The sequence below is a fragment of the Blastococcus deserti genome (assembly GCF_042682525.1).
Classification (GTDB): Bacteria; Actinomycetota; Actinomycetes; order Mycobacteriales; family Geodermatophilaceae; genus Blastococcus_B; species Blastococcus_B deserti.
In genome coordinates this window covers 20,336-37,949 of record NZ_JBHUHP010000007.1, presented here as the reverse complement: position 1 = coordinate 37,949, position 17,614 = coordinate 20,336, and the positions used below count along the sequence as shown (strand labels likewise).

General features: G+C 73.6%; 23 protein-coding genes. 21 read left to right on the top strand and 2 right to left on the bottom strand.

The genetic code is table 11. The features are described from left to right. Positions 1 to 2: 2 nt before the first annotated feature. The 12 genes from ACFSHS_RS06930 (at position 3) to ACFSHS_RS06875 (ending at position 8,700) form a co-directional block, all read left to right on the top strand. The gene (locus ACFSHS_RS06930; RefSeq protein ID WP_376873465.1) at positions 3 to 239 is read left to right on the top strand and encodes an RNA-binding protein; all 237 of its coding nucleotides are present in this window, start codon (positions 3 to 5) and stop codon (positions 237 to 239) included. Between the two features lie 8 nt (positions 240 to 247). Continuing rightward, on the top strand, positions 248 to 787 hold the full coding sequence (gene rimM, locus ACFSHS_RS06925; RefSeq protein ID WP_376873463.1) for a ribosome maturation factor RimM: 540 nt from the start codon (positions 248 to 250) through the stop codon (positions 785 to 787). Positions 788 to 790: 3 nt separating this feature from the next. Further along, on the top strand, positions 791 to 1,534 hold the full coding sequence (trmD, locus tag ACFSHS_RS06920) for a tRNA (guanosine(37)-N1)-methyltransferase TrmD (RefSeq protein ID WP_376873461.1): 744 nt from the start codon (positions 791 to 793) through the stop codon (positions 1,532 to 1,534). Further along, positions 1,527 to 2,027 (top strand): NUDIX hydrolase, encoded by a 501-nt coding sequence (locus ACFSHS_RS06915; protein WP_376873459.1) that lies wholly within the window; start codon positions 1,527 to 1,529, stop codon positions 2,025 to 2,027. Before trmD ends, ACFSHS_RS06915 begins: the two co-directional genes overlap by 8 nt. A 150-nt stretch (positions 2,028 to 2,177) precedes the next feature. Further along, positions 2,178 to 2,534: a 50S ribosomal protein L19 gene (rplS, locus tag ACFSHS_RS06910; RefSeq protein ID WP_376873457.1), complete on the top strand. Its 357-nt coding sequence runs from the start codon at positions 2,178 to 2,180 to the stop codon at positions 2,532 to 2,534. A 217-nt stretch (positions 2,535 to 2,751) separates the two neighbouring features. Next, positions 2,752 to 3,561, top strand: coding sequence for a signal peptidase I (gene lepB / locus ACFSHS_RS06905; RefSeq protein WP_376873455.1), 810 nt, complete (start codon positions 2,752 to 2,754; stop codon positions 3,559 to 3,561). Between the two features lie 220 nt (positions 3,562 to 3,781). Continuing rightward, positions 3,782 to 4,519, top strand: a complete 738-nt coding sequence (locus ACFSHS_RS06900) for a LuxR C-terminal-related transcriptional regulator (RefSeq protein ID WP_376873453.1) — start codon at positions 3,782 to 3,784, stop codon at positions 4,517 to 4,519. A 139-nt stretch (positions 4,520 to 4,658) separates the two neighbouring features. Continuing rightward, entirely contained in the window at positions 4,659 to 5,462 is an 804-nt protein-coding gene (locus ACFSHS_RS06895) for a ribonuclease HII (protein WP_376873451.1), read from the top strand. After that, positions 5,459 to 5,779 carry a DUF2469 domain-containing protein gene (locus ACFSHS_RS06890; protein WP_135099203.1) on the top strand — a complete coding sequence of 107 codons (321 nt, stop codon included), beginning with the start codon at positions 5,459 to 5,461 and terminating at the stop codon, positions 5,777 to 5,779. Before ACFSHS_RS06895 ends, ACFSHS_RS06890 begins: the two co-directional genes overlap by 4 nt. Positions 5,780 to 6,045: 266 nt before the next feature. Beyond that, entirely contained in the window at positions 6,046 to 6,732 is a 687-nt protein-coding gene (locus ACFSHS_RS06885) for a calcium-binding protein (RefSeq protein WP_376873448.1), read from the top strand. A 91-nt stretch (positions 6,733 to 6,823) separates the two neighbouring features. Beyond that, complete coding sequence (locus ACFSHS_RS06880; protein ID WP_376873446.1) at positions 6,824 to 7,183, top strand: YraN family protein; 360 nt, start codon at positions 6,824 to 6,826, stop codon at positions 7,181 to 7,183. After that, entirely contained in the window at positions 7,180 to 8,700 is a 1,521-nt protein-coding gene (locus ACFSHS_RS06875; protein ID WP_376873444.1) for a YifB family Mg chelatase-like AAA ATPase, read from the top strand. Before ACFSHS_RS06880 ends, ACFSHS_RS06875 begins: the two co-directional genes overlap by 4 nt. A 44-nt stretch (positions 8,701 to 8,744) precedes the next feature. On the opposite strand, the gene ACFSHS_RS06870 is transcribed toward ACFSHS_RS06875, so the two are convergent. After that, the gene (locus tag ACFSHS_RS06870) at positions 8,745 to 8,930 is read right to left on the bottom strand and encodes a hypothetical protein (RefSeq protein WP_376873442.1); all 186 of its coding nucleotides are present in this window, start codon (positions 8,928 to 8,930) and stop codon (positions 8,745 to 8,747) included. A 294-nt stretch (positions 8,931 to 9,224) separates the two neighbouring features. On the opposite strand from ACFSHS_RS06870, the gene ACFSHS_RS06865 reads away from it, so the two are divergent. From ACFSHS_RS06865 to ACFSHS_RS06845, 5 genes are all read left to right on the top strand, one after another. Beyond that, positions 9,225 to 9,350: a hypothetical protein gene (locus ACFSHS_RS06865; RefSeq protein ID WP_376873440.1), complete on the top strand. Its 126-nt coding sequence runs from the start codon at positions 9,225 to 9,227 to the stop codon at positions 9,348 to 9,350. Next, entirely contained in the window at positions 9,347 to 10,513 is a 1,167-nt protein-coding gene (locus ACFSHS_RS06860; RefSeq protein WP_376873438.1) for a DNA-processing protein DprA, read from the top strand. Before ACFSHS_RS06865 ends, ACFSHS_RS06860 begins: the two co-directional genes overlap by 4 nt. Positions 10,514 to 10,588: 75 nt before the next feature. Next, entirely contained in the window at positions 10,589 to 11,524 is a 936-nt protein-coding gene (locus ACFSHS_RS06855; RefSeq protein WP_376873436.1) for a tyrosine recombinase XerC, read from the top strand. Positions 11,525 to 11,615: 91 nt separating this feature from the next. After that, entirely contained in the window at positions 11,616 to 12,431 is an 816-nt protein-coding gene (whiG, locus tag ACFSHS_RS06850) for an RNA polymerase sigma factor WhiG (protein ID WP_376873434.1), read from the top strand. Positions 12,432 to 12,513: 82 nt separating this feature from the next. Next, positions 12,514 to 13,293: a class I SAM-dependent methyltransferase gene (locus ACFSHS_RS06845; RefSeq protein ID WP_376873432.1), complete on the top strand. Its 780-nt coding sequence runs from the start codon at positions 12,514 to 12,516 to the stop codon at positions 13,291 to 13,293. Positions 13,294 to 13,393: 100 nt separating this feature from the next. On the opposite strand, the gene ACFSHS_RS06840 is transcribed toward ACFSHS_RS06845, so the two are convergent. Continuing rightward, positions 13,394 to 13,948, bottom strand: a complete 555-nt coding sequence (locus ACFSHS_RS06840; RefSeq protein ID WP_376873430.1) for a M23 family metallopeptidase — start codon at positions 13,946 to 13,948, stop codon at positions 13,394 to 13,396. Positions 13,949 to 14,247: 299 nt separating this feature from the next. Between ACFSHS_RS06840 and rpsB the strand changes: the two genes are divergently transcribed. The 4 genes from rpsB (at position 14,248) to frr (ending at position 17,606) form a co-directional block, all read left to right on the top strand. Beyond that, the gene (gene rpsB, locus ACFSHS_RS06835; RefSeq protein ID WP_376873428.1) at positions 14,248 to 15,153 is read left to right on the top strand and encodes a 30S ribosomal protein S2; all 906 of its coding nucleotides are present in this window, start codon (positions 14,248 to 14,250) and stop codon (positions 15,151 to 15,153) included. A gap of 91 nt (positions 15,154 to 15,244) precedes the next feature. Then, a complete protein-coding gene (gene tsf / locus ACFSHS_RS06830) occupies positions 15,245 to 16,060 on the top strand; it encodes a translation elongation factor Ts (RefSeq protein WP_376873426.1) in 816 nt (271 codons plus the stop codon). A gap of 143 nt (positions 16,061 to 16,203) precedes the next feature. Then, the gene (gene pyrH, locus ACFSHS_RS06825) at positions 16,204 to 16,974 is read left to right on the top strand and encodes a UMP kinase (RefSeq protein WP_458199738.1); all 771 of its coding nucleotides are present in this window, start codon (positions 16,204 to 16,206) and stop codon (positions 16,972 to 16,974) included. Positions 16,975 to 17,048: 74 nt separating this feature from the next. After that, entirely contained in the window at positions 17,049 to 17,606 is a 558-nt protein-coding gene (frr, locus tag ACFSHS_RS06820) for a ribosome recycling factor (RefSeq protein ID WP_376873424.1), read from the top strand. The last annotated feature ends 8 nt before the right edge of the window (positions 17,607 to 17,614 follow it).

The window sequence follows — 17,614 nt, the reverse complement described above, 5'->3', positions numbered from 1 at the left end:
ACGTGCTGGAAGACGCGCTCGAGCACCTGGTCAAGGGCATCGTCGACCATCCGGAGGACGTGACCGTCGACCTGCTCACCAGCCGCCGTGGCAAGACGCTCGAGATCCGGGTGCACCCCGACGATCTCGGCAAGGTCATCGGCCGCGGCGGGCGCACCGCCAAGGCGCTGCGCCAGGTCATGACCGGCGTCGGCGGACGCGGCCTGCGGGTCGACGTCGTCGACACCGACGGGCGCTGAGCGTCGGCTTGCCGGACCCTGCCCCCGACACCGTGGTGGTCGGCCGTATCGGCCGGCCCCACGGTGTCCGTGGTCTGGCCACCGTCGAGGTCCGCACCGACGACCCCGACCTCCGCTTCGCCCCGGGGGAGGTGCTGCTCACCGACCCGCCCGCCCGAGGGCCGCTCACCGTCGTGGACCGGCGCTGGCACAGCGGCACCCTCCTGCTGCAGCTGGCGGGCCCGGACGGCGAGACCTACGGCTCCCGCGAGGCGGTGGACGCGCTGCGCAACACCCTGCTGCTGGTCCCGGTCGCCGACCTCCCGGAGATCGAGGACCCGGACTCCTTCTACGACCACCAGCTGGTCGGCCTGACCGCGCGGCTGCTCGACGACACGGTCCTCGGCGAGGTGACGGAGGTCCGGCACGAGGCCCAGGACCTGCTGGTCGTCCGTCGCCGGGAGGGCGCCGAGGTGCTGATCCCGTTCGTGTCGGCGCTGGTCCCCACCGTCGACCTCGCCGGGGGCTTCCTGGTCGTGGACCCGCCCGAGGGCCTGCTGGAGCTCTGAGGCGTGAGCTTCCGGATCGACCCTTACAGGATCGACATAGTCACGATCTTCCCCGAGTACCTCGCCCCGCTGGGCCAGTCGCTGCTCGGGAAGGCCGCCGAGCGCGGCCTGGTCACCATCGGGGTGCACGACCTGCGGCAGTGGACCGACGACGTGCACCGCACCGTGGACGACGCCCCCTACGGCGGCGGGCCGGGCATGGTCATGAAGCCCGAGCCGTGGGGCCGGGCCCTCGACGCGGTGCGCCCGCCCGGCACCCGGCTGGTCGTGCCCACTCCGGCCGGCCGGCTCTTCACCCAGGCCATGGCCACCGCATGGGCCGCCGAGCCGGGGCTCGTCTTCGCCTGCGGCCGTTACGAGGGCATCGACCAGCGGGTGGCCGACTGGGCCGCCCACGCCGGTCCGGTGTCCGAGGTCTCGATCGGCGACTACGTGCTGGCCGGCGGTGAGTCCGCCGTGCTGGTGATGGTCGAGGCCGTCACCCGGCTGCTGCCCGGCGTCGTCGGCAACCGCGAGTCCGTGGAGTTCGACTCGCATGCCGACGGCCTCCTGGAGGGACCGGCCTACACCCGTCCGGCCAGCTGGCGCGGGCACGAGGTACCGCCGGTCCTGCTCTCCGGCGACCACGCCGCCATCGCCCGCTGGCGCCGCGCGGAGTCGCTGCGGCGCACCGCCACCCGGCGTCCGGACCTGCTCGCCCGGGCCGCGCTCACCGAGGCCGATCGGGCGCTGCTCGACGGTGGGTGACCGGGCCTGGGTCCGGCCCACCGCGCGGGTGGTGGTGCTCGATCCTTCGGGGCGGGTGCTGCTCCTCGGTGCCCGTCTCACCGATCCTGCCGTGCCCCCCGGCGACGTCCTGTTCTGGTACACGCCCGGCGGGGGAGTGGAGGACGGCGAGGCCTTGCGCGTGGCCGCCGTCCGGGAGCTGGCCGAGGAGATCGGGCTGGACGTCGACCCGGCGGCGCTGGAGGGCCCGGTGTGGCTGCGGCGACACGTCGGCCCCTTCGCCGGCGTCGAGATCGACTCCCGGGAGACCTTCTTCGTGCTCCGCGACGTCGTGCACGAGGTCGCTCCGCGGGAGCTGACGGAGCTGGAGCTGCTCGGCGACGAACCGCACCGCTGGTGGACGGCGGAGGAGATCGCCAGGAGCGGCCAGTCCTTCGCCCCGTCCGACCTCGCGGCCCTGCTCCCGGAGCTGCTCACGGGACCGTGGACGGGGCCCCCGCGCATCGTCACCTGAAGATGTGGCACAGTAGAGAGCTGCTGCAGACCGTGGGCACCCGCCGGCGGGAGCTCCGACGGGGAGCCGCAGCCCACCGGTTCCGACGGCTGGCCCGCCGCTGTCTGCGCCGAGAACGAGCCCCACACGCTAGGACTGAGGACTGCCGAGATGAACACCCTGGACGCACTCGACGCCGACTCGTTGCGCGACGACATCCCCGAGTTCCGCCCGGGTGACACCGTCAAGGTGCACGTGCGCGTGGTGGAGGGCAACCGCTCCCGCATCCAGGTCTTCCAGGGCGTCGTGATCCGCCGTCAGGGCGGCGGCATCCGCGAGACGTTCACCGTGCGCAAGGTGAGCTTCGGTGTCGGCGTGGAGCGGACCTTCCCGGTCCACACCCCGGTGGTCGAGAAGATCGAGGTCGTCACCCGCGGAGACGTGCGTCGCGCCAAGCTGTACTACCTCCGCGAGCTGCGCGGCAAGGCGGCCAAGATCAAGGAGAAGCGCGACGTCGTCGCTCGCTGAGTGACCGTGCCCTGCACGACCCTGCGCTGACACGCCTGGCGGCCGGTTCGGACCGGCTGCGGCCACGGCGGGTCTCCCGCGCCGTACGCTGCTCCCGATGAGCAGTGATCGGCCCGGGGGGCCCGCCGACGTCGTTCCGGGGGATGACCGAGGGGAGGACGTCCCAGCAGGCAATGCGTCTACCGGCCGGGGCTCCCGTCGCGCCGACCGTGCGAAGGTGGCGAAGAAGGGGTCGCTGCTGCGCGAGCTGCCGGTGCTCCTGCTGATCGCGTTCGTGCTCGCCCTGGTCGTCAAGACCTTCTTCGTGCAGGCCTTCTTCATCCCGTCGGGATCGATGGAGCAGACCCTGCACGGCTGTGCCGGCTGCACCGGCGACCGGGTGCTGGTGAACAAGGTGCCGTACTGGTTCGGCGAGCCCGAACCCGGCGACATCGTCGTCTTCAAGGGGCCCGACACGTGGACGCCCGAGGTGTCCGTGGCCGAGCCGGACAACTGGCTCACCGGCGCCCTGCTCTGGCTCGGCCGGGCCGTCGGGGTGGCCCCGCCCAGCGAGGACGACTTCGTCAAGCGGGTGATCGCCGTCGAGGGCCAGACGGTGCAGTGCTGCGACGCGGAGGGCCGCGTGACCGTCGACGACGTACCCATCGACGAGCCCTACATCTTCGAGAACACCCCGATCGAGTCGCGGGCGTTCGGCCCGGTCACCGTGCCCGAGGACCGGTTGTGGGTGATGGGCGACCACCGCTCCGCGTCCGCGGACTCCCGGTCGCACATCGGTGACGAGTACAGCGGCACGGTCGGCGTCGACGACGTCATCGGCAAAGCGGCGATGATCGTCTGGCCCGTCAGCCGGTTCGGCCTGCTCGACTCGCCCGACATCCAGGACGCCGGAGCCGCCGCACCCGGCGCCCCCGGAACGGTCCCCTCGGCGGTGGCCGCCGCCACGGTGGCCCCCTGGGCCATCGGCCTGGCCGGCGCCGTCCCCATCGCCGCCTGGCGACGACGGCACCGCTCCCCGGGCGACTGACCGCCTTCCGCGCATTCCTGCCCGCCCTCGGCCCGGCCCCGACCAGGACGGGCGGTCGTCGCGCGCCGGTGCGGAGCCAATTCCTGTTACGGATGTGACGGCGGGCCCGCCATTGCAGACGCGCGGATAGCAGCGGAAAAATGCTGGAAAAGTATTCAAGTAACCGTTTCACCCTTCCGATGGAGACATTGCACGTTCCCGGAGTGAAACGGAGTCAGTTGTGTCTGCACCTATGGCGAGCGCCGCCCGCGGGGTCACCCGCGTGCTCCTCCTCGCCGACGCGCCCGTCCTGCGTCGCGGTCTGGTCAGCATGATCAACGAGACGGCCGGCATGCAGTCGGTGGGTACGCCCGGCGAACTGCGTCGCGCTCTCACGCTGGTCGAGTCGGCCCGCCCCGACGCCGTCGTCGTCGAGCTCGGCTCCGGCCGCGCCGCGACCCTCAACGCCTGCCGCGACCTGCGGCGCCGCTTCCCCCGCGTCGCGATCGTCGCGCTGGCCACGTCGGAGGACCCGGCCGTCGTCAACGAGGCGCTGGCTGCCGGTGTCCGCGGCTACCTCATGATCAACACCTCGCCGACCCTGCTGGGGTGGGCGATCCTGGCCGCTCGTGCCGGGCGCACCGTCGTCGACCCGCAGATCCGCCGGGTGGAGCCGTCGGCGACGCCGGCCGCCAAGCCCTTCACGCCGGAGGTGCCGCTGACCCGGCGGGAGTCCGACGTGCTGGACGAGCTGCTGCTGGGCCAGTCCAACCGGCAGATCGGGCGCAACCTGTTCATCAGCGAGGACACCGTCAAGTCCCACGTCAAGGCCATCCTGCGCAAGCTGGGTGCCCGTGACCGGGCGCACGCCGTCTCGCTGGTCCTCTCCAACCGGCAGCCCGGCTGCACCTGCGGGCACGGCCTGTCGGCCGGCGACCTGCCCACCGCCGACGCCGACCTGGGCACCGCCGAGGTCTGACCCCGGCGACCTGCACCTCCGGCTCGACGGGCCGGTCCCCATCCGGGGGCCGGCCCGTCGTGCGTTTCCGGGGCCGGGCGTGCGGCCGACGATCCCGGCCGACGATCCCCGGCCGTGGCCGTCGTACTGTCGGAGCGCGATGGCCGTCCGAACCACTCATCCCACGTCGAGCCCCGCCGTCCGCTCCCGGCGCACGATCGCCGACGAGGACCGTCCCGACTCCCTCTGGGACATGGAACGCTCCCTGCGGCGCCGTGGCTTCGAGGTCGTGGCCGGCGCCGACGAGGCGGGCCGGGGCGCCTGCGCCGGCCCCCTGGTGGCCGCCGCGTGCATCCTCCCGCCCGGCCGCCGAGGGCGGGTGCCCGGCCTGGCCGACTCGAAGCTCCTGACCGCCGCCACGCGCGAGCGGGTGTACGCCGAGGTCGTCGAGCGGGCGCTCTCCTGGTCGGTGGTGGTCATTCCGGTCGGTGAGCTCGACGCGCGCGGCATGCACGTGACCAACGTGGAGGCGCTCCGCCGGGCCGTGAGCGCACTGGACCCCTGCCCGGACTACGTGCTCACCGACGGGTTCCCGGTGACCGGGCTCACCCGCCCCGGCCTGGCCGTGTGGAAGGGGGACCGGGTCGCGGCCTGCGTCGCGGCCGCCTCGGTGCTGGCCAAGGTGACCCGTGACCGCATCATGCTCGAGCTGCACGAGCGCTGGCCGGAGTACGACTTCGCCGGGCACAAGGGCTACATCACCGACGTCCACAGCGCGGCCCTGGAGCGGTACGGGCCCTGCCCCGAGCACCGCATGCGGTTCGTCAACGTGGCCCGGGCGCGCGACGCGCACGCCGCGCGGGAGGGCGGACTGACCGCCTCCGCCGGGATGGTCGATGATGGGGCCATGTCCCTTGAGCCGTCGTCCCCTGCGCCGAGCAGCGCTCCCGGAGAGCTGCGATGAGCACCGAGGACCTCGAGAAGTACGAGACCGAGATGGAGCTGCAGCTCTATCGCGAGTACCGGGACATCGTCCGCCAGTTCACCTACGTGGTGGAGACCGAGCGGCGGTTCTACCTGGCCAACTCCGTCGACCTGCAGGTGCGGGAGGCCGGGGGAGAGGTCTACTTCGAGCTGAAGCTCTCCGACGCCTGGGTCTGGGACATGTACCGCCCGGCCCGCTTCGTGCGGAACGTGCGAGTGCTGACCTTCAAGGACGTGAACGTCGAGGAGCTGGACAAGCCCGACCTCGAGCTGCCGGACAACCCGCGGATCACCTGATCGGCGGCAGCGCCGCACGCACCGGCACGTCGTCGTACCGCGGCGGAGCAGCCCCGGGCTCCGAGCAGCCGGTCCGGGGCGCTCCCCGGGCGCCGTGGACGGCGCCGCCGATGTCTGTGACGTGGCGCGCCGGAGTGCTGCGCTCGCGCAGCGTGTCCTCCGTCCGCGAGCCCCCCGTCGTGCGCGGCGGCGCGGGTGACCTCATTGGTCTCCGCGGCGAGGGTCCCTAGCCTCCGGATCCTTCGCTCACCGACGGAGGGGAATCCATGCGCGGAGCACGAGTACTGCTGGGCCTGTCGGCCCTCGTCGTCCCGGTCCTGGCCGCCACGCCCGTGGCCGCTGCGGCACCGACCGTCCCGGCCGAGTGCGCGGTCCCGCCGGACATCGACCTCACGCAGTTCAACGTGGTCATCGGCAGCAACGGCTCCGAGGTGCTCACCGGCACCGACGGGCCGGACTTCATCTGCGGCCTGCTGGGGAACGACGTGATCTACGCCAAGGGAGGCGACGACCTCGTCCTCGGCGACACCACCACTTTCTTCGGCAACGTGGGCGCCGCCGGAGGCAACGACACCGTGTACGCCGGCGCCGGAGCTGACGAGGTGCTGCCCGGGCCCGGCCACGACCGGGTGTTCGGTGAGGACGGTGACGACTTCCTCGCCCTCGCGGTCGGGGACGACTACGGCAACGGCGGTCCGGGCGCGGACGGCATCATCGGCGGCTTCGGCCGCGACGTGATCGAGGCCGGGCCCGGCGACGACTTCGCGGCCGGCGGCTTCGACGCCGACGTCCTCCGCGGCGGCCCGGGCGACGACTTCCTCGCCGGGGAGCTGCCGCCCGACGCACCGCCCCCGCCCGTTCCGGCCCCGGCGCCGGCCCGTGACGTCTGCGACGGAGGGACCGGGACCGACACCGGCACCGAGTGCGACGTGAGTACCGCGATCGAGGCCTGACCGGTCGCGGCCCCGTCCACAGGGCGATCCGCTCTCCACAGATCCGGTGGGCTCCTGTCGCGGAGCCCACCGGACCGGCGACGGTCGGTCCGTGCCCACCACCACCGACCTCGGCCTCCGTGGCGAGCGGATCGCCGCCGCCTTCCTGAGCGACCGCGGGTTCCGCGTCCTCGACCGCAACTGGCGCTGCCCGGAGGGCGAGCTCGACATCGTCGCCCGCGACGGCGACGCGCTTGTCTTCTGCGAGGTGAAGACACGGCGCGGGGTGGGCTACGGGCACCCCGTCGAGGCCGTCACGCCGGTCAAGCAGCGGCGGCTGCGGACACTGGCCCACCGCTGGCTGGCGGCGCACGACGAGCACGCCCCCGAACTGCGGTTCGACGTCGTGGGGGTGCTCGTCCGCCCGTCGCGGCCGGCCCTGGTCACGCACCTCCGGGCGGCCTTCCTGTGACCCTGGCCCGCACCTGGTCGGTCGGCCTGGCCGGAGTGCACGGCGCCATGGTGGAGGTCGAGGTCGACATGGCTGCCGGCGTCCCGCACGTGGCGCTCGTCGGGCTCCCCGACGCGGTCGTCCGGCAGTCGGTCGACCGGGTCCGTGCCGCGGTCGCCAACGCCGGGGCCACCTTTCCGCAGCGGCGGATCACCATCGGCCTGTCCCCGGCCTCCATGCCCAAGCAGGGCAGCGGTTTCGACCTCGCCCTGGCGGCCGCGGTGCTCGCCGCCGGTGGCACGGTTCCGCAGGAGTCGGTCGACCGGCTCGTGTTCCTCGGCGAGCTGGGTCTCGACGGATCGGTGCGCGGCATCCGCGGCGTGCTGCCGGCCGTGCTGGCCGCTGCCCGCGCCGGCCGCTCGCAGGTCGTGGTGCCAGCCGCCAACGCCGACGAGGCGGCGCTGGTCGAGAGCATCGACGTCCTCGGTGCGCACAGCCTCGCCCAGGTGATGGCGCACCTGTCCGGCCGGGAGCCGCTGACCCGACACGTCCGCGGCCCGGTGCCCGAGGTGCCGGCGCCTCCCGACCTGGGCGACGTGGTGGGGCAGGCCGCCGGACGGCGGGCCGTGGAGGTGGCCGCTGCGGGCGGGCACCACCTGTTCCTGGCCGGTCCGCCGGGGGCGGGCAAGACCATGCTCGCCGAGCGGTTGCCCGGGCTCCTGCCACCGCTGGACGAGGGGGCCGCCCTGGAGGTCACGGCCATCCACTCCGTCGCCGGCACCCTGCCGCCGGGCGCTCCACTGGTCACCCGGCCGACGTTCGAGGCTCCGCACCACTCGGCGACGATGGCCGCCCTGATCGGCGGCGGCTCGGGCCAGATCCGGCCCGGCGCCCTGTGCCGCGCCCACCGCGGCGTGCTGTTCCTCGACGAGGCGCCGGAGTTCCCCCGCGCCGTCCTCGACACGCTGCGCCAGCCGCTGGAGCGGGGGCAGGTGACGATCCACCGCGCCGCCGGCTCGGCGACCTTTCCGTGCCGGGCCCAGCTGGTGCTGGCCGCCAACCCGTGCCCCTGCGCGAGCGCGGCGGGCGACACCGCGTGCACGTGCAGTCCGCTGGAGCGGCGGAGGTACCGGTCGCGGCTGTCCGGGCCGCTGCTGGACCGCATCGACCTGCGGGTGGAGCTTCCACCGGTCACACGGGCCGCCTGGCTGGACGGGCTGGGCCCGCCGGAGACGACGGCGGAGGTGGCCCGCCGGGTCGCCGCCGCGCGGGCCGCGGCGGCGCAGCGCCTGGCGGGCACGGGGCTCACGCTCAACAGCCAGGTCCCGGGCCGCCTGCTGCGGGAGCGGTGGGCGGTGCCGCGTCCCGCCCTGCGCCTGGCCGAGCGCGCCCTCGAACGGGGCGCGCTGTCCGTGCGGGGCTTCGACCGCGTGGTCCGGGTGGCCTGGACCGTCGCCGACCTCGCCGGTCGCACGATGCCCGGTGCCGACGACGTGGCCGAGGCGCTGGGCATGCGGCTGCAGCGGGCAGCGGCATGACCCACCCGCGCGTCGCAGAACCCTGCCGGAGCGAGGCCGACCGGCTATCCGTGGACAGGGGGGATCTTGCGCTGCAGCGTCCGCAGCAGCGCGATGGTCTCCTCGTCGCTGAGCCCGGTGGTGCTCGACCAGTCGAGTCCCGACCCGACCAGGTTGCTGGCGAAGACGATCTCCGTCGCCAGCAGCGCCCGAGCCCAGTCCCTTCGCGTCAGCGGCTGGCGTCGTGTCACCGCCCGGTGGATCCGTGGCCCGTCACCGTGCAGAGGATCGTCCACATCCTCGAAGCCCATGGCCGACGCCATGTCGTCCGTGCATCTCGCTGGGCCGGCCCACTCGCTCAGGCCCCTCTCCAGGACGAATCGTCCGCGTTCGGTGACATCGATGGCGACCTTGTCCGCAGGGTCAGCGCGGTCTCCGACTCCCATGTGACCGGATCATGCCGTCCTTGCCCGCCTCCGCCCCTGGTGACCGGCTGGCGGGTTGACGCATCCGCCTGCGACGTCAGCGGAGCGGTCGTCCTGCGGATGGCTCGCGCCCTTGCCGACCTCGCCGGCCTCGCCGACCTCGCCGACCTCGCCGGTGGCACGGTGCCCGGTGCCGGCGACGTGGCCGAGGCGCTGGGGATGCGGCGGCAGCGGGCGGCGGCATGAGCCTGGACGAGGACCTCGAGGAGGCCGCCGCAGGCGGGGGTGGCGGGTCGGTCGATGCGGGGCTCCGGCGCGCCCGGGCCTGGCTGAGCCGCGCGGTGGAGCCGGGGACCGTCGACTTCTGGCGCTACGTGGACGACGTCGGGCCCGTCGAGGCGATCCGGCGGCTGCGTGCGGGCCGGGCTCCGGAGCGGATCCGATCACTGGTCGGGGCGCGCGCCGAGCAGGACGCCACCCTGGCCGATCTGGCCCGGGCGCAGCGGTGCGGCGCGCGGCTGGTGATCCCCGAGGACGACGAGTGGCCCGCCCTGCCGCTGCACGCGCTCACCGTGGCCGTCGCCGAGGAGCCCGGGGACCACGCGAAACAGTCCGACCGGACCCGCGCGCCGGTTCCGCCCGTCGCGCTGTGGGTGCGCGGTACCGGGCGGCTCGACCAGCTCGTCGCCCGGTCGGTGGCGGTGGTCGGCTCGCGGGCGTCGACGGCGTACGGCGAGCACGTGGCCGGAGAGCTGGGCCACCAGCTGGGGGAGCGGGGATGGACCGTGGTGTCCGGCGGCGCCTTCGGCGTCGACGGCGCCGCGCACCGGGGGGCACTGGCCGCCGGGGTGGGGACGGTCGCGGTGCTCGCCGAGAGCGGGCTGGTGGTGAGCGAGTGGCCGCCCGGGTGCGCGCCGCTCCGGCACCGGTTCCTGGTCCGCAACCGGCTGATCGCCGCACTGACCCGGGGCACGGTCGTGGTCGAGGCCGCCGCCCGGTCGGGCGCGCAGGCCACCGCGCAGCGGGCGCGGCGGCTCGGCCGGCAGGTCCTGGTCGTGCCCGGCCCGGTCACCTCGGCGATGAGCGTGGGCTGCCACGAGCTGCTCCGGGACGAGGACGTGGGCGCGACGCTGGTGGCTTCGGCCGACCACGTCATCGAGGCGGTCGGCGGCATCGGCACCGACCTCGCTCCGCCACCGGAGCGGCCGACTGGCCCACGCGACGGGCTCGGCGACCTGGCGGCCCGCGTGCTGGACGCCTGCCCGGTCCGCACCGGGGTGAGCCCCGAGCGGCTGGCCGCGATCGCTGGCTGCGACGTCCTCGAGGTGCTGCGGGTCCTGCCCGCACTGGAGCTGGCCGACCTCGTCGAGTGGACCGGCACCGGCTGGCGGCTGCACCCCGCGACGTGACGAGCCGGTCCCGGCGGACGGGCGGTCCCGGCGCGGCGGCTTGACGGGCCGTAGGCGTCGACGGACGGTTCCCCGGTGACCGCGGGGACAGTCGACGTGCGCGCAGCGCTGCCGTCGCCGCTCGCGGCGGCGCTCGACGGCTACGAGGACCACCTGCGCACCCAGCGGAACCTGTCCGACCACACCGTCCGGGGGTACGTGGGCGACGCGGTCGGACTGCTGGACCACCTCGCGCGCCGGGGCGGGACGCAGGTGCATGAGCTCGATCTCGCCGCGCTGCGCAGCTGGCTGGCCCAGGGGCGGACCCGGGGCCACAGCCGCGCGACCATCGCACGGCACGCCGCGTCGGCGCGCTCCTTCACCGCGTACCTGCGCCGGGCGGGCCTCACCCCCGACGACGTCGGCCTGCGGCTGGTCAGCCCCAAGGCGCACCGCACCCTGCCCGGCGTGCTGGCGCCCGAGCAGGCGCGGGCCCTCGTCGAGTCCGCGGCCGGTGCGGAGCAACCGGTCGGGCTCCGCGACGCGGTGGTGCTGGAGCTGCTCTACGCCAGCGGCATCCGCGTGAGCGAGCTGGTGGGCCTCGACGTCGACGACGTGGACCGGGGCCGCCGGCTGCTGCGCGTCCTCGGCAAGGGGCGCAAGGAGCGCAGCGTGCCCTACGGCGTCCCGGCGGAGCAGGCCCTCGACGCGTGGCTGACCCGCGGCCGGCCCGCGCTGGCCACGCCGGAGTCCGGCCCGGCCCTGCTCCTGGGCGCCCGCGGACGACGACTGGACGCCCGGGAGGCGCGCCGGACCGTGCACGCGGCGGTCGCCGGCACGCCCGGTGCCCCCGACATCGGGCCCCACGGCCTGCGCCACTCCGCCGCCACCCACGTGCTGGAGGGCGGCGCCGACCTGCGTTCGGTCCAGGAGTTGCTCGGCCACGCTAGCCTCGCGACGACCCAGATCTACACGCACGTGACGGTCGAACGGCTGCGTGCGGTCCATGCGCAAGCGCATCCCCGTGCCTAGAGGGGTGGTTGCCTGCCGATGTCCAGGGCAGCAGTCATGACGGGGCAGGACCACTGCGCAGGACCGACCACCAGTACCGAGGAGCGCGACCGTGCCTGAGGCCACCATCCACCGGCTGGACGAGTACGACGACGAGTCCCCCGAGGACGCAGACGCCCTCCTGGCCGAGCTCTGGGCCAGCTACGTCGCCGACCGCGACCCCACGCTGCGCGACCGGCTGATCCTCCACTACGCGCCCCTTGTCAAGTACGTCGCCGGCCGGGTGGGCAGCGGCCTGCCGGCGCACGTCGAGCAGGCCGACCTAGTCTCCTACGGCACCTTCGGCCTGATCGACGCGATTACCCGGTTCGAGCCGACCCGTGAGGTGAAGTTCGAGAGCTACGCGATGGCCCGCATCCGCGGCGCGATCATCGACGAGCTCCGCAACACCGACTGGATCCCGCGGTCGGTCCGCATGAAGGCCCGTCAGTTCGAGCGCACCGTCGCCGAGCTGGAGGCACGGCTGCACCGCTCGCCGACCGACGAGGAGGTCGCGGCGGAGATGGACATGGACGTCGAGGAAATCCGCAAGTTCCTCGGTCAGCTGTCGCTGGTCAACGTCGTGGCCCTCGACGAGCTGCTCACCGACGACGACGGGGGTGGAGCTCCCAGCCTCGGCGACACCCTGCAGGACTCCAGCGCCCTCGACCCGCAGGCCATGGCCGAGCACGGGGAGGCGCGGCAGCTGCTCGCCCGCGCGGTCGAGCAGCTGCCGGAGCGGGAGAAGGTCGTCGTCAGCCTCTACTACTTCGAGGGCCTGACCCTGGCCGACATCGGCCGGGTGCTCGGCGTGACCGAGAGCCGCATCTGCCAGCTGCACACCAAGGCCGTCCTCCACCTGCGCACGAAGCTCGCCGACATCGCCTGAGCGCTCCCGCCTGAGCGCTCCCGCCTGAGCGCTCCCGCCTGAGCGCTCCCGCCTGAGCGCATCGCCTGATCGGTCCGCGGCCGTGCCCATCGACTTCCACGACGCCGGCAACCGCACCAGCTACTCCGGCCGGGAGGCGGACACCTCCTGGCGGGAGGCCGTGCTCACCCTCGTCGATCCCACCGGGGCCGACGTCGTCGACGTGGGCTGCGGAGGCGGCACCTACACCCGTACGTGGCACCACCTCGGGGCGGCGACGGTCACCGGCGTGGACTTCAGCGCGCACATCCTCGAGGCCGCGCGGGCGGAGCAGGGGAACCTCCCCGGCGTCACGTTCCGGCACGGGGACGCCGAGCGCACGGGTCTGCCGGACCAGTGCGCCGACATCGTCTTCGAGCGCGCGCTGGTGCACCACGTGACCGACCTGGCCGCGCTGGCGGTGGAGGCGGCCCGGCTGCTGCGCCCGGGAGGCGTCCTGCTGATCCAGGACCGCACGCCCGAGGACGTCGCCGTCCCCGGCTCTCCGGCGCATCCGCGCGGCTGGTTCTTCGAGATCTTCCCGAGGCTGCTGGAGGTGGAGAACCGCCGCCGCCCCACGGTGGAGGTGGTCTCCGCAGCCCTGGCGTCGGCCGGCTTCACCGGCGTGCGCGCGGTGCCCGTCGAGGAGGTCCGGCGCCGGTACGACGACGCGGAGGACTACCTGGCGGACATCGCCGCCCGGACGGGGCGGTCGATCCTGCATGAGCTGGGCGACGACGACGTGGCGCGACTCGTCCAGGAACTCCGCCGACGCCTTCCCGAGGGACCTCTCGTCGAACGCGACCGCTGGACCCTGTGGCGGGCCGAGCGTCCACCGGCCTGACCACCGGTCACCGGGGCCGGTGCCGCCGTCCGACCGGCTGGCTGCCCCGTCGCACCGGCTGCCTGCCACGTCCGTTCGCGGCCTCCTGCGTGCCCGCCCACTACGGCGCGCGGCCGGCGAGCGGGCGCCCGTCGCCGGCCCGCGGCAGCAGGCGGACCCGCGTCGGCCGCAGCAGCTCCATCGGGTCGAGGTAGGTCTCCCCGCGGCGCAGACCCCAGTGCAGGCACGCCTGGACCGGGCAACCGGCATGCCCGGCGGCGAGCGTGCCCAGTGGCGAGCCACGGGTCACCGGCTGACCGGCCGCGACGGAGGGGTCGACCGGCTCGTACGTCGTCCGCAGACCGCCGGCATGGTCGACGCTCACCACCGGCCGGCCCGCCACCATGCCCGCGAACACCACCACGCCGTCGCCCGCGGCGAGGACCGGGCTCCACGGGGTGCCCGGCAGGTCGGCGCCGCGATGACCGGCGGCGAACGGGTGGGGGAGCGGCTCGAAGGGCCGCGTCACCGACAGGTCGCCGTGCATCGGCGGTCCCCAGCGGGGGCCGCCGGCCGCCGGGGGCGGTGCGGGCGCCGGCCCGGCGGCGGCGGGCACCGGCATCAGGGCGAGGGCGCCGCCGAGCAGGGCGAGGAGGAGCAGAGTGCGGGCGCGCATGGGCGAACGCTCGCCGGGAACGGCGGCCGGCGGGGCGTCCCCGGTGCGATCTGTGGACAACCCGGACGGCTGGGGATGACGGCCCGGGCCCTCGCGTATGCTGTCCGGTGCGGCCCGAACCGATGGGTCGACTTCGCGCGTCCTCCTCCCGCCGCAGCAGGCGGGGCAGTCGCCACCTCGGTCCCGACGGGCAACCGCCGGGGGTGTGGCGCAGCTGGACGCCAGGGCGGTGCACCACCCGGTGCCCGCGACGAACCGAGAAGCGCGGCCGTGGCCGCGCGCAGACGAGAGAGGCTGCAATGGCAGTCGTCAGCATGAAGCAGCTGCTCGACAGCGGCGTGCACTTCGGGCACCAGACCCGCCGCTGGAACCCGAAGATGAAGCGGTTCATCTTCACCGAGCGCAACGGCATCTACATCATCGACCTGCAGCAGACGCTGGGGTACATCGACAACGCCTACGAGTTCGTCAAGCAGACGGTCGCCCACGGCGGCTCGATCCTGTTCGTCGGCACCAAGCGCCAGGCGCAGGAAGTCGTCGCCGAGCAGGCCACGCGGGTGGGGATGCCCTACGTCAACCAGCGCTGGCTGGGCGGCATGCTCACCAACTTCCAGACCGTGCACAAGCGCCTCCAGCGCCTCAAGGAGCTCGAGGACCTCGAGCAGACCGGTGCCCTGGTCAGCCTCTCCAAGAAGGAGCAGCTGGTCCTGAGCCGCGAGAAGGCCAAGCTCGAGCGCAGCCTCGGCGGTATCCGCGACATGCAGAAGGTGCCCAGCGCCATCTGGATCGTGGACACCAAGAAGGAGCACATCGCCGTCGGCGAGGCCCGAAAGCTCAACATCCCGGTGGTGGCGATCCTCGACACCAACTGCGACCCCGACGAGGTCGACTACAAGATCCCGGGCAACGACGACGCCATCCGCAGCATCACCGTGCTGACCCGGGTCATCGCCGACGCCGTCGCCGAGGGCCTCATGGCCCGCTCGGCCGCGCAGGCCGACGCCGGTCGCGGCGAGGCAGCCGAGCCCGTCATCGGTGGCGACGAGCCGCTGGCCGACTGGGAGCGCGAGCTGCTCACCGGTGGTGACCAGGCCGCCACCCCGCTGCCGGAGACCCCCGCCGAGCCGCCCGCCGTCAGCGCGCACGAGGTCGCACCGGTCGAGGGCGTGCCCGCCACCACGGGCGAGTCCCCCCGCTCCGTCTGAAACCCCGACCCCGTCGCTCTCACCCTCGCACGCTCGGGGTGAGAGCGACGGGGCCGACTGTGCTCGCAACCCACACCTCTGAGGAAGAGACATGGCTGACTTCACCGCTGCCGACGTCAAGCGTCTCCGCGACGCCACCGGCGCCGGCATGATGGATTGCAAGAAGGCGCTCACCGAGGCCGACGGCGACTACGACAAGGCCGTCGAGCTGCTCCGGGTCAAGGGCGCCAAGGACGTCGGGAAGCGCCTCGAGCGCTCCACCACGAACGGCGTCGTCGTCAGCAAGGACGGCGCGCTGCTCGAGCTCGACTGCGAGACCGACTTCGTCGCCAAGAACGCCGACTTCGTGAAGCTGGCCGAGCGCCTGCTCGACGTCGTCCTGGCGCAGAAGCCGGCCGACGTCCACGCGCTGCTCGCCACCGAGGTCGACGGGCAGACCGTCGCCGCCCTCATCGAGTCGGAGTCCGCCCGCATCGGCGAGAAGCTGGTGCTCAGCCGGTTCGCCGTCTTCGAGGGCACCACCGCCACCTACCTGCACAAGCGGGCCACCGACCTGCCCCCGGCCATCGGTGTCGCCGTGCAGTACAGCGGTGGCAGCGAGGACGCCGCGCGCAGCCTGGCGATGCACATCGCCGCCGCCCGCCCGCGCTACCTCACCCGCGACGAGGTGCCGGCCGAGGCCGTCGAGACCGAGCGCCGCGTCGCCGAGCAGACCGCGAAGGAGGAGGGCAAGCCCGAGCAGGCGATCAGCAAGATCGTCGAGGGCCGGGTCAACGCCTTCTACAAGGACTTCGTCCTGCTCGAGCAGCCGTCGATCACCGAGCCCAAGCGCACGGTGAAGCAGATCGTCGACGAGGCGGGCCTGACCGTCGAGCGATTCGCCCGCTTCGAGGTCGGCCAGGCCTAGCCGGCCCTCCTGCAGGCCCCCGCCGCGAGCGTGCGAGTGGTGGGGGCAGGAGGGTCCTTACCGGCCCCGCTCCCGCCCCGGGAGCGGGGCCGTTCGTCCGTCCGGCAGGATTCACCCACTGACGTCGACCGAGGGATGACGCGTTGACCGACACCACACCGCCGCTGTCCGCCCCCACCGCCTTCCAGCCGGCCGACGGCACCGGCTACCAGCGGGTGCTGCTCAAGCTCTCCGGCGAGACGTTCGGCGGCGGGAAGGTGGGCGTCGACGCCGGGATCGTCAAGGGCATCGCCGAGCAGCTGGCCGAGGTGGTGGCCAAGGGCACCCAGGTCGCGGTCGTCATGGGCGGCGGCAACTTCTTCCGCGGCGCCGAGCTCAGCCAGGCCGGCATGGACCGCACCAAGGCCGACTACATGGGCATGCTCGGCACGGTCATGAACTGCCTGGCGCTGCAGGACTTCTGCGAGAAGGCGGGCCTCGAGACCCGCGTGCAGTCGGCGATCACCATGGGCCAGGTCGCCGAGCCCTACATCCCGCGCAAGGCCATCCGCCACCTGGAGAAGGGGCGCCTGGTCATCTTCGGCGCCGGCGCCGGCATGCCGTACTTCTCCACCGACACCGTGGCGGCCCAGCGGGCGCTGGAGATCGAGTGCCAGGTGCTGCTCATGGGCAAGAACGGCGTCGACGGCGTGTACGACGACGACCCGCGCACCAATCCGGACGCCGTCATGTACGACGACCTGGACTACGCCACCGTGCTGGCCAAGCAGCTGAAGGTCGCCGACGCGACCGCGATCAGCCTGTGCATGGACAACGCCATGCCGATCGTCGTCTTCAACCTGCTGCGCGACGGCAACATCGCTCGGGCCACCGCAGGTGAGAGGATCGGCACGCTGATCAGTCAGCCGGCCTGAGCGCGGACTGACCGGACGGCACGCCGGACGAGACGGACGACGGCCCAGCGCCGCCGCCGATGGAGGGAAGACCCGTGATCGACGACACCTTGCTCGATGCCGAGGAGCGGATGGACAAGGCGCTGTCCGTCGCCCGCGAGGACCTCGGCTCGGTGCGCACGGGCCGGGCGGCTCCGTCGATGTTCAACAAGATCATGGTCGACTACTACGGGGCGCCCACCCCCGTGCCGCAGATGGCGTCGATCACCGTGCCCGAGGCCCGGATGGCGGTCATCAAGCCCTACGACCAGAGCCAGCTGTCGGCCATCGAGCGGTCGATCCGCGACAGCGACCTCGGCGTGAACCCCACCAACGACGGGAACGTCCTGCGGGTGGTGTTCCCGCAGCTGACGGAGGAGCGCCGCCGCGACCTGGTGAAGATGGCCCGGTCCAAGGGCGAGGACGCCAAGGTGGCCATCCGCAACATCCGCCGCCGGGCGAAGGAGGAGCTCGACCGCATCGTCAAGGACGGCGAGGCGGGCGAGGACGAGGTGCGCCGAGCGGAGAAGGAGCTCGACGACCTCACCGCCCAGCACACCCACGCCATCGACGACGCAGTGAAGAACAAGGAGGCGGAGCTGCTCGAGGTCTGACCCCGACG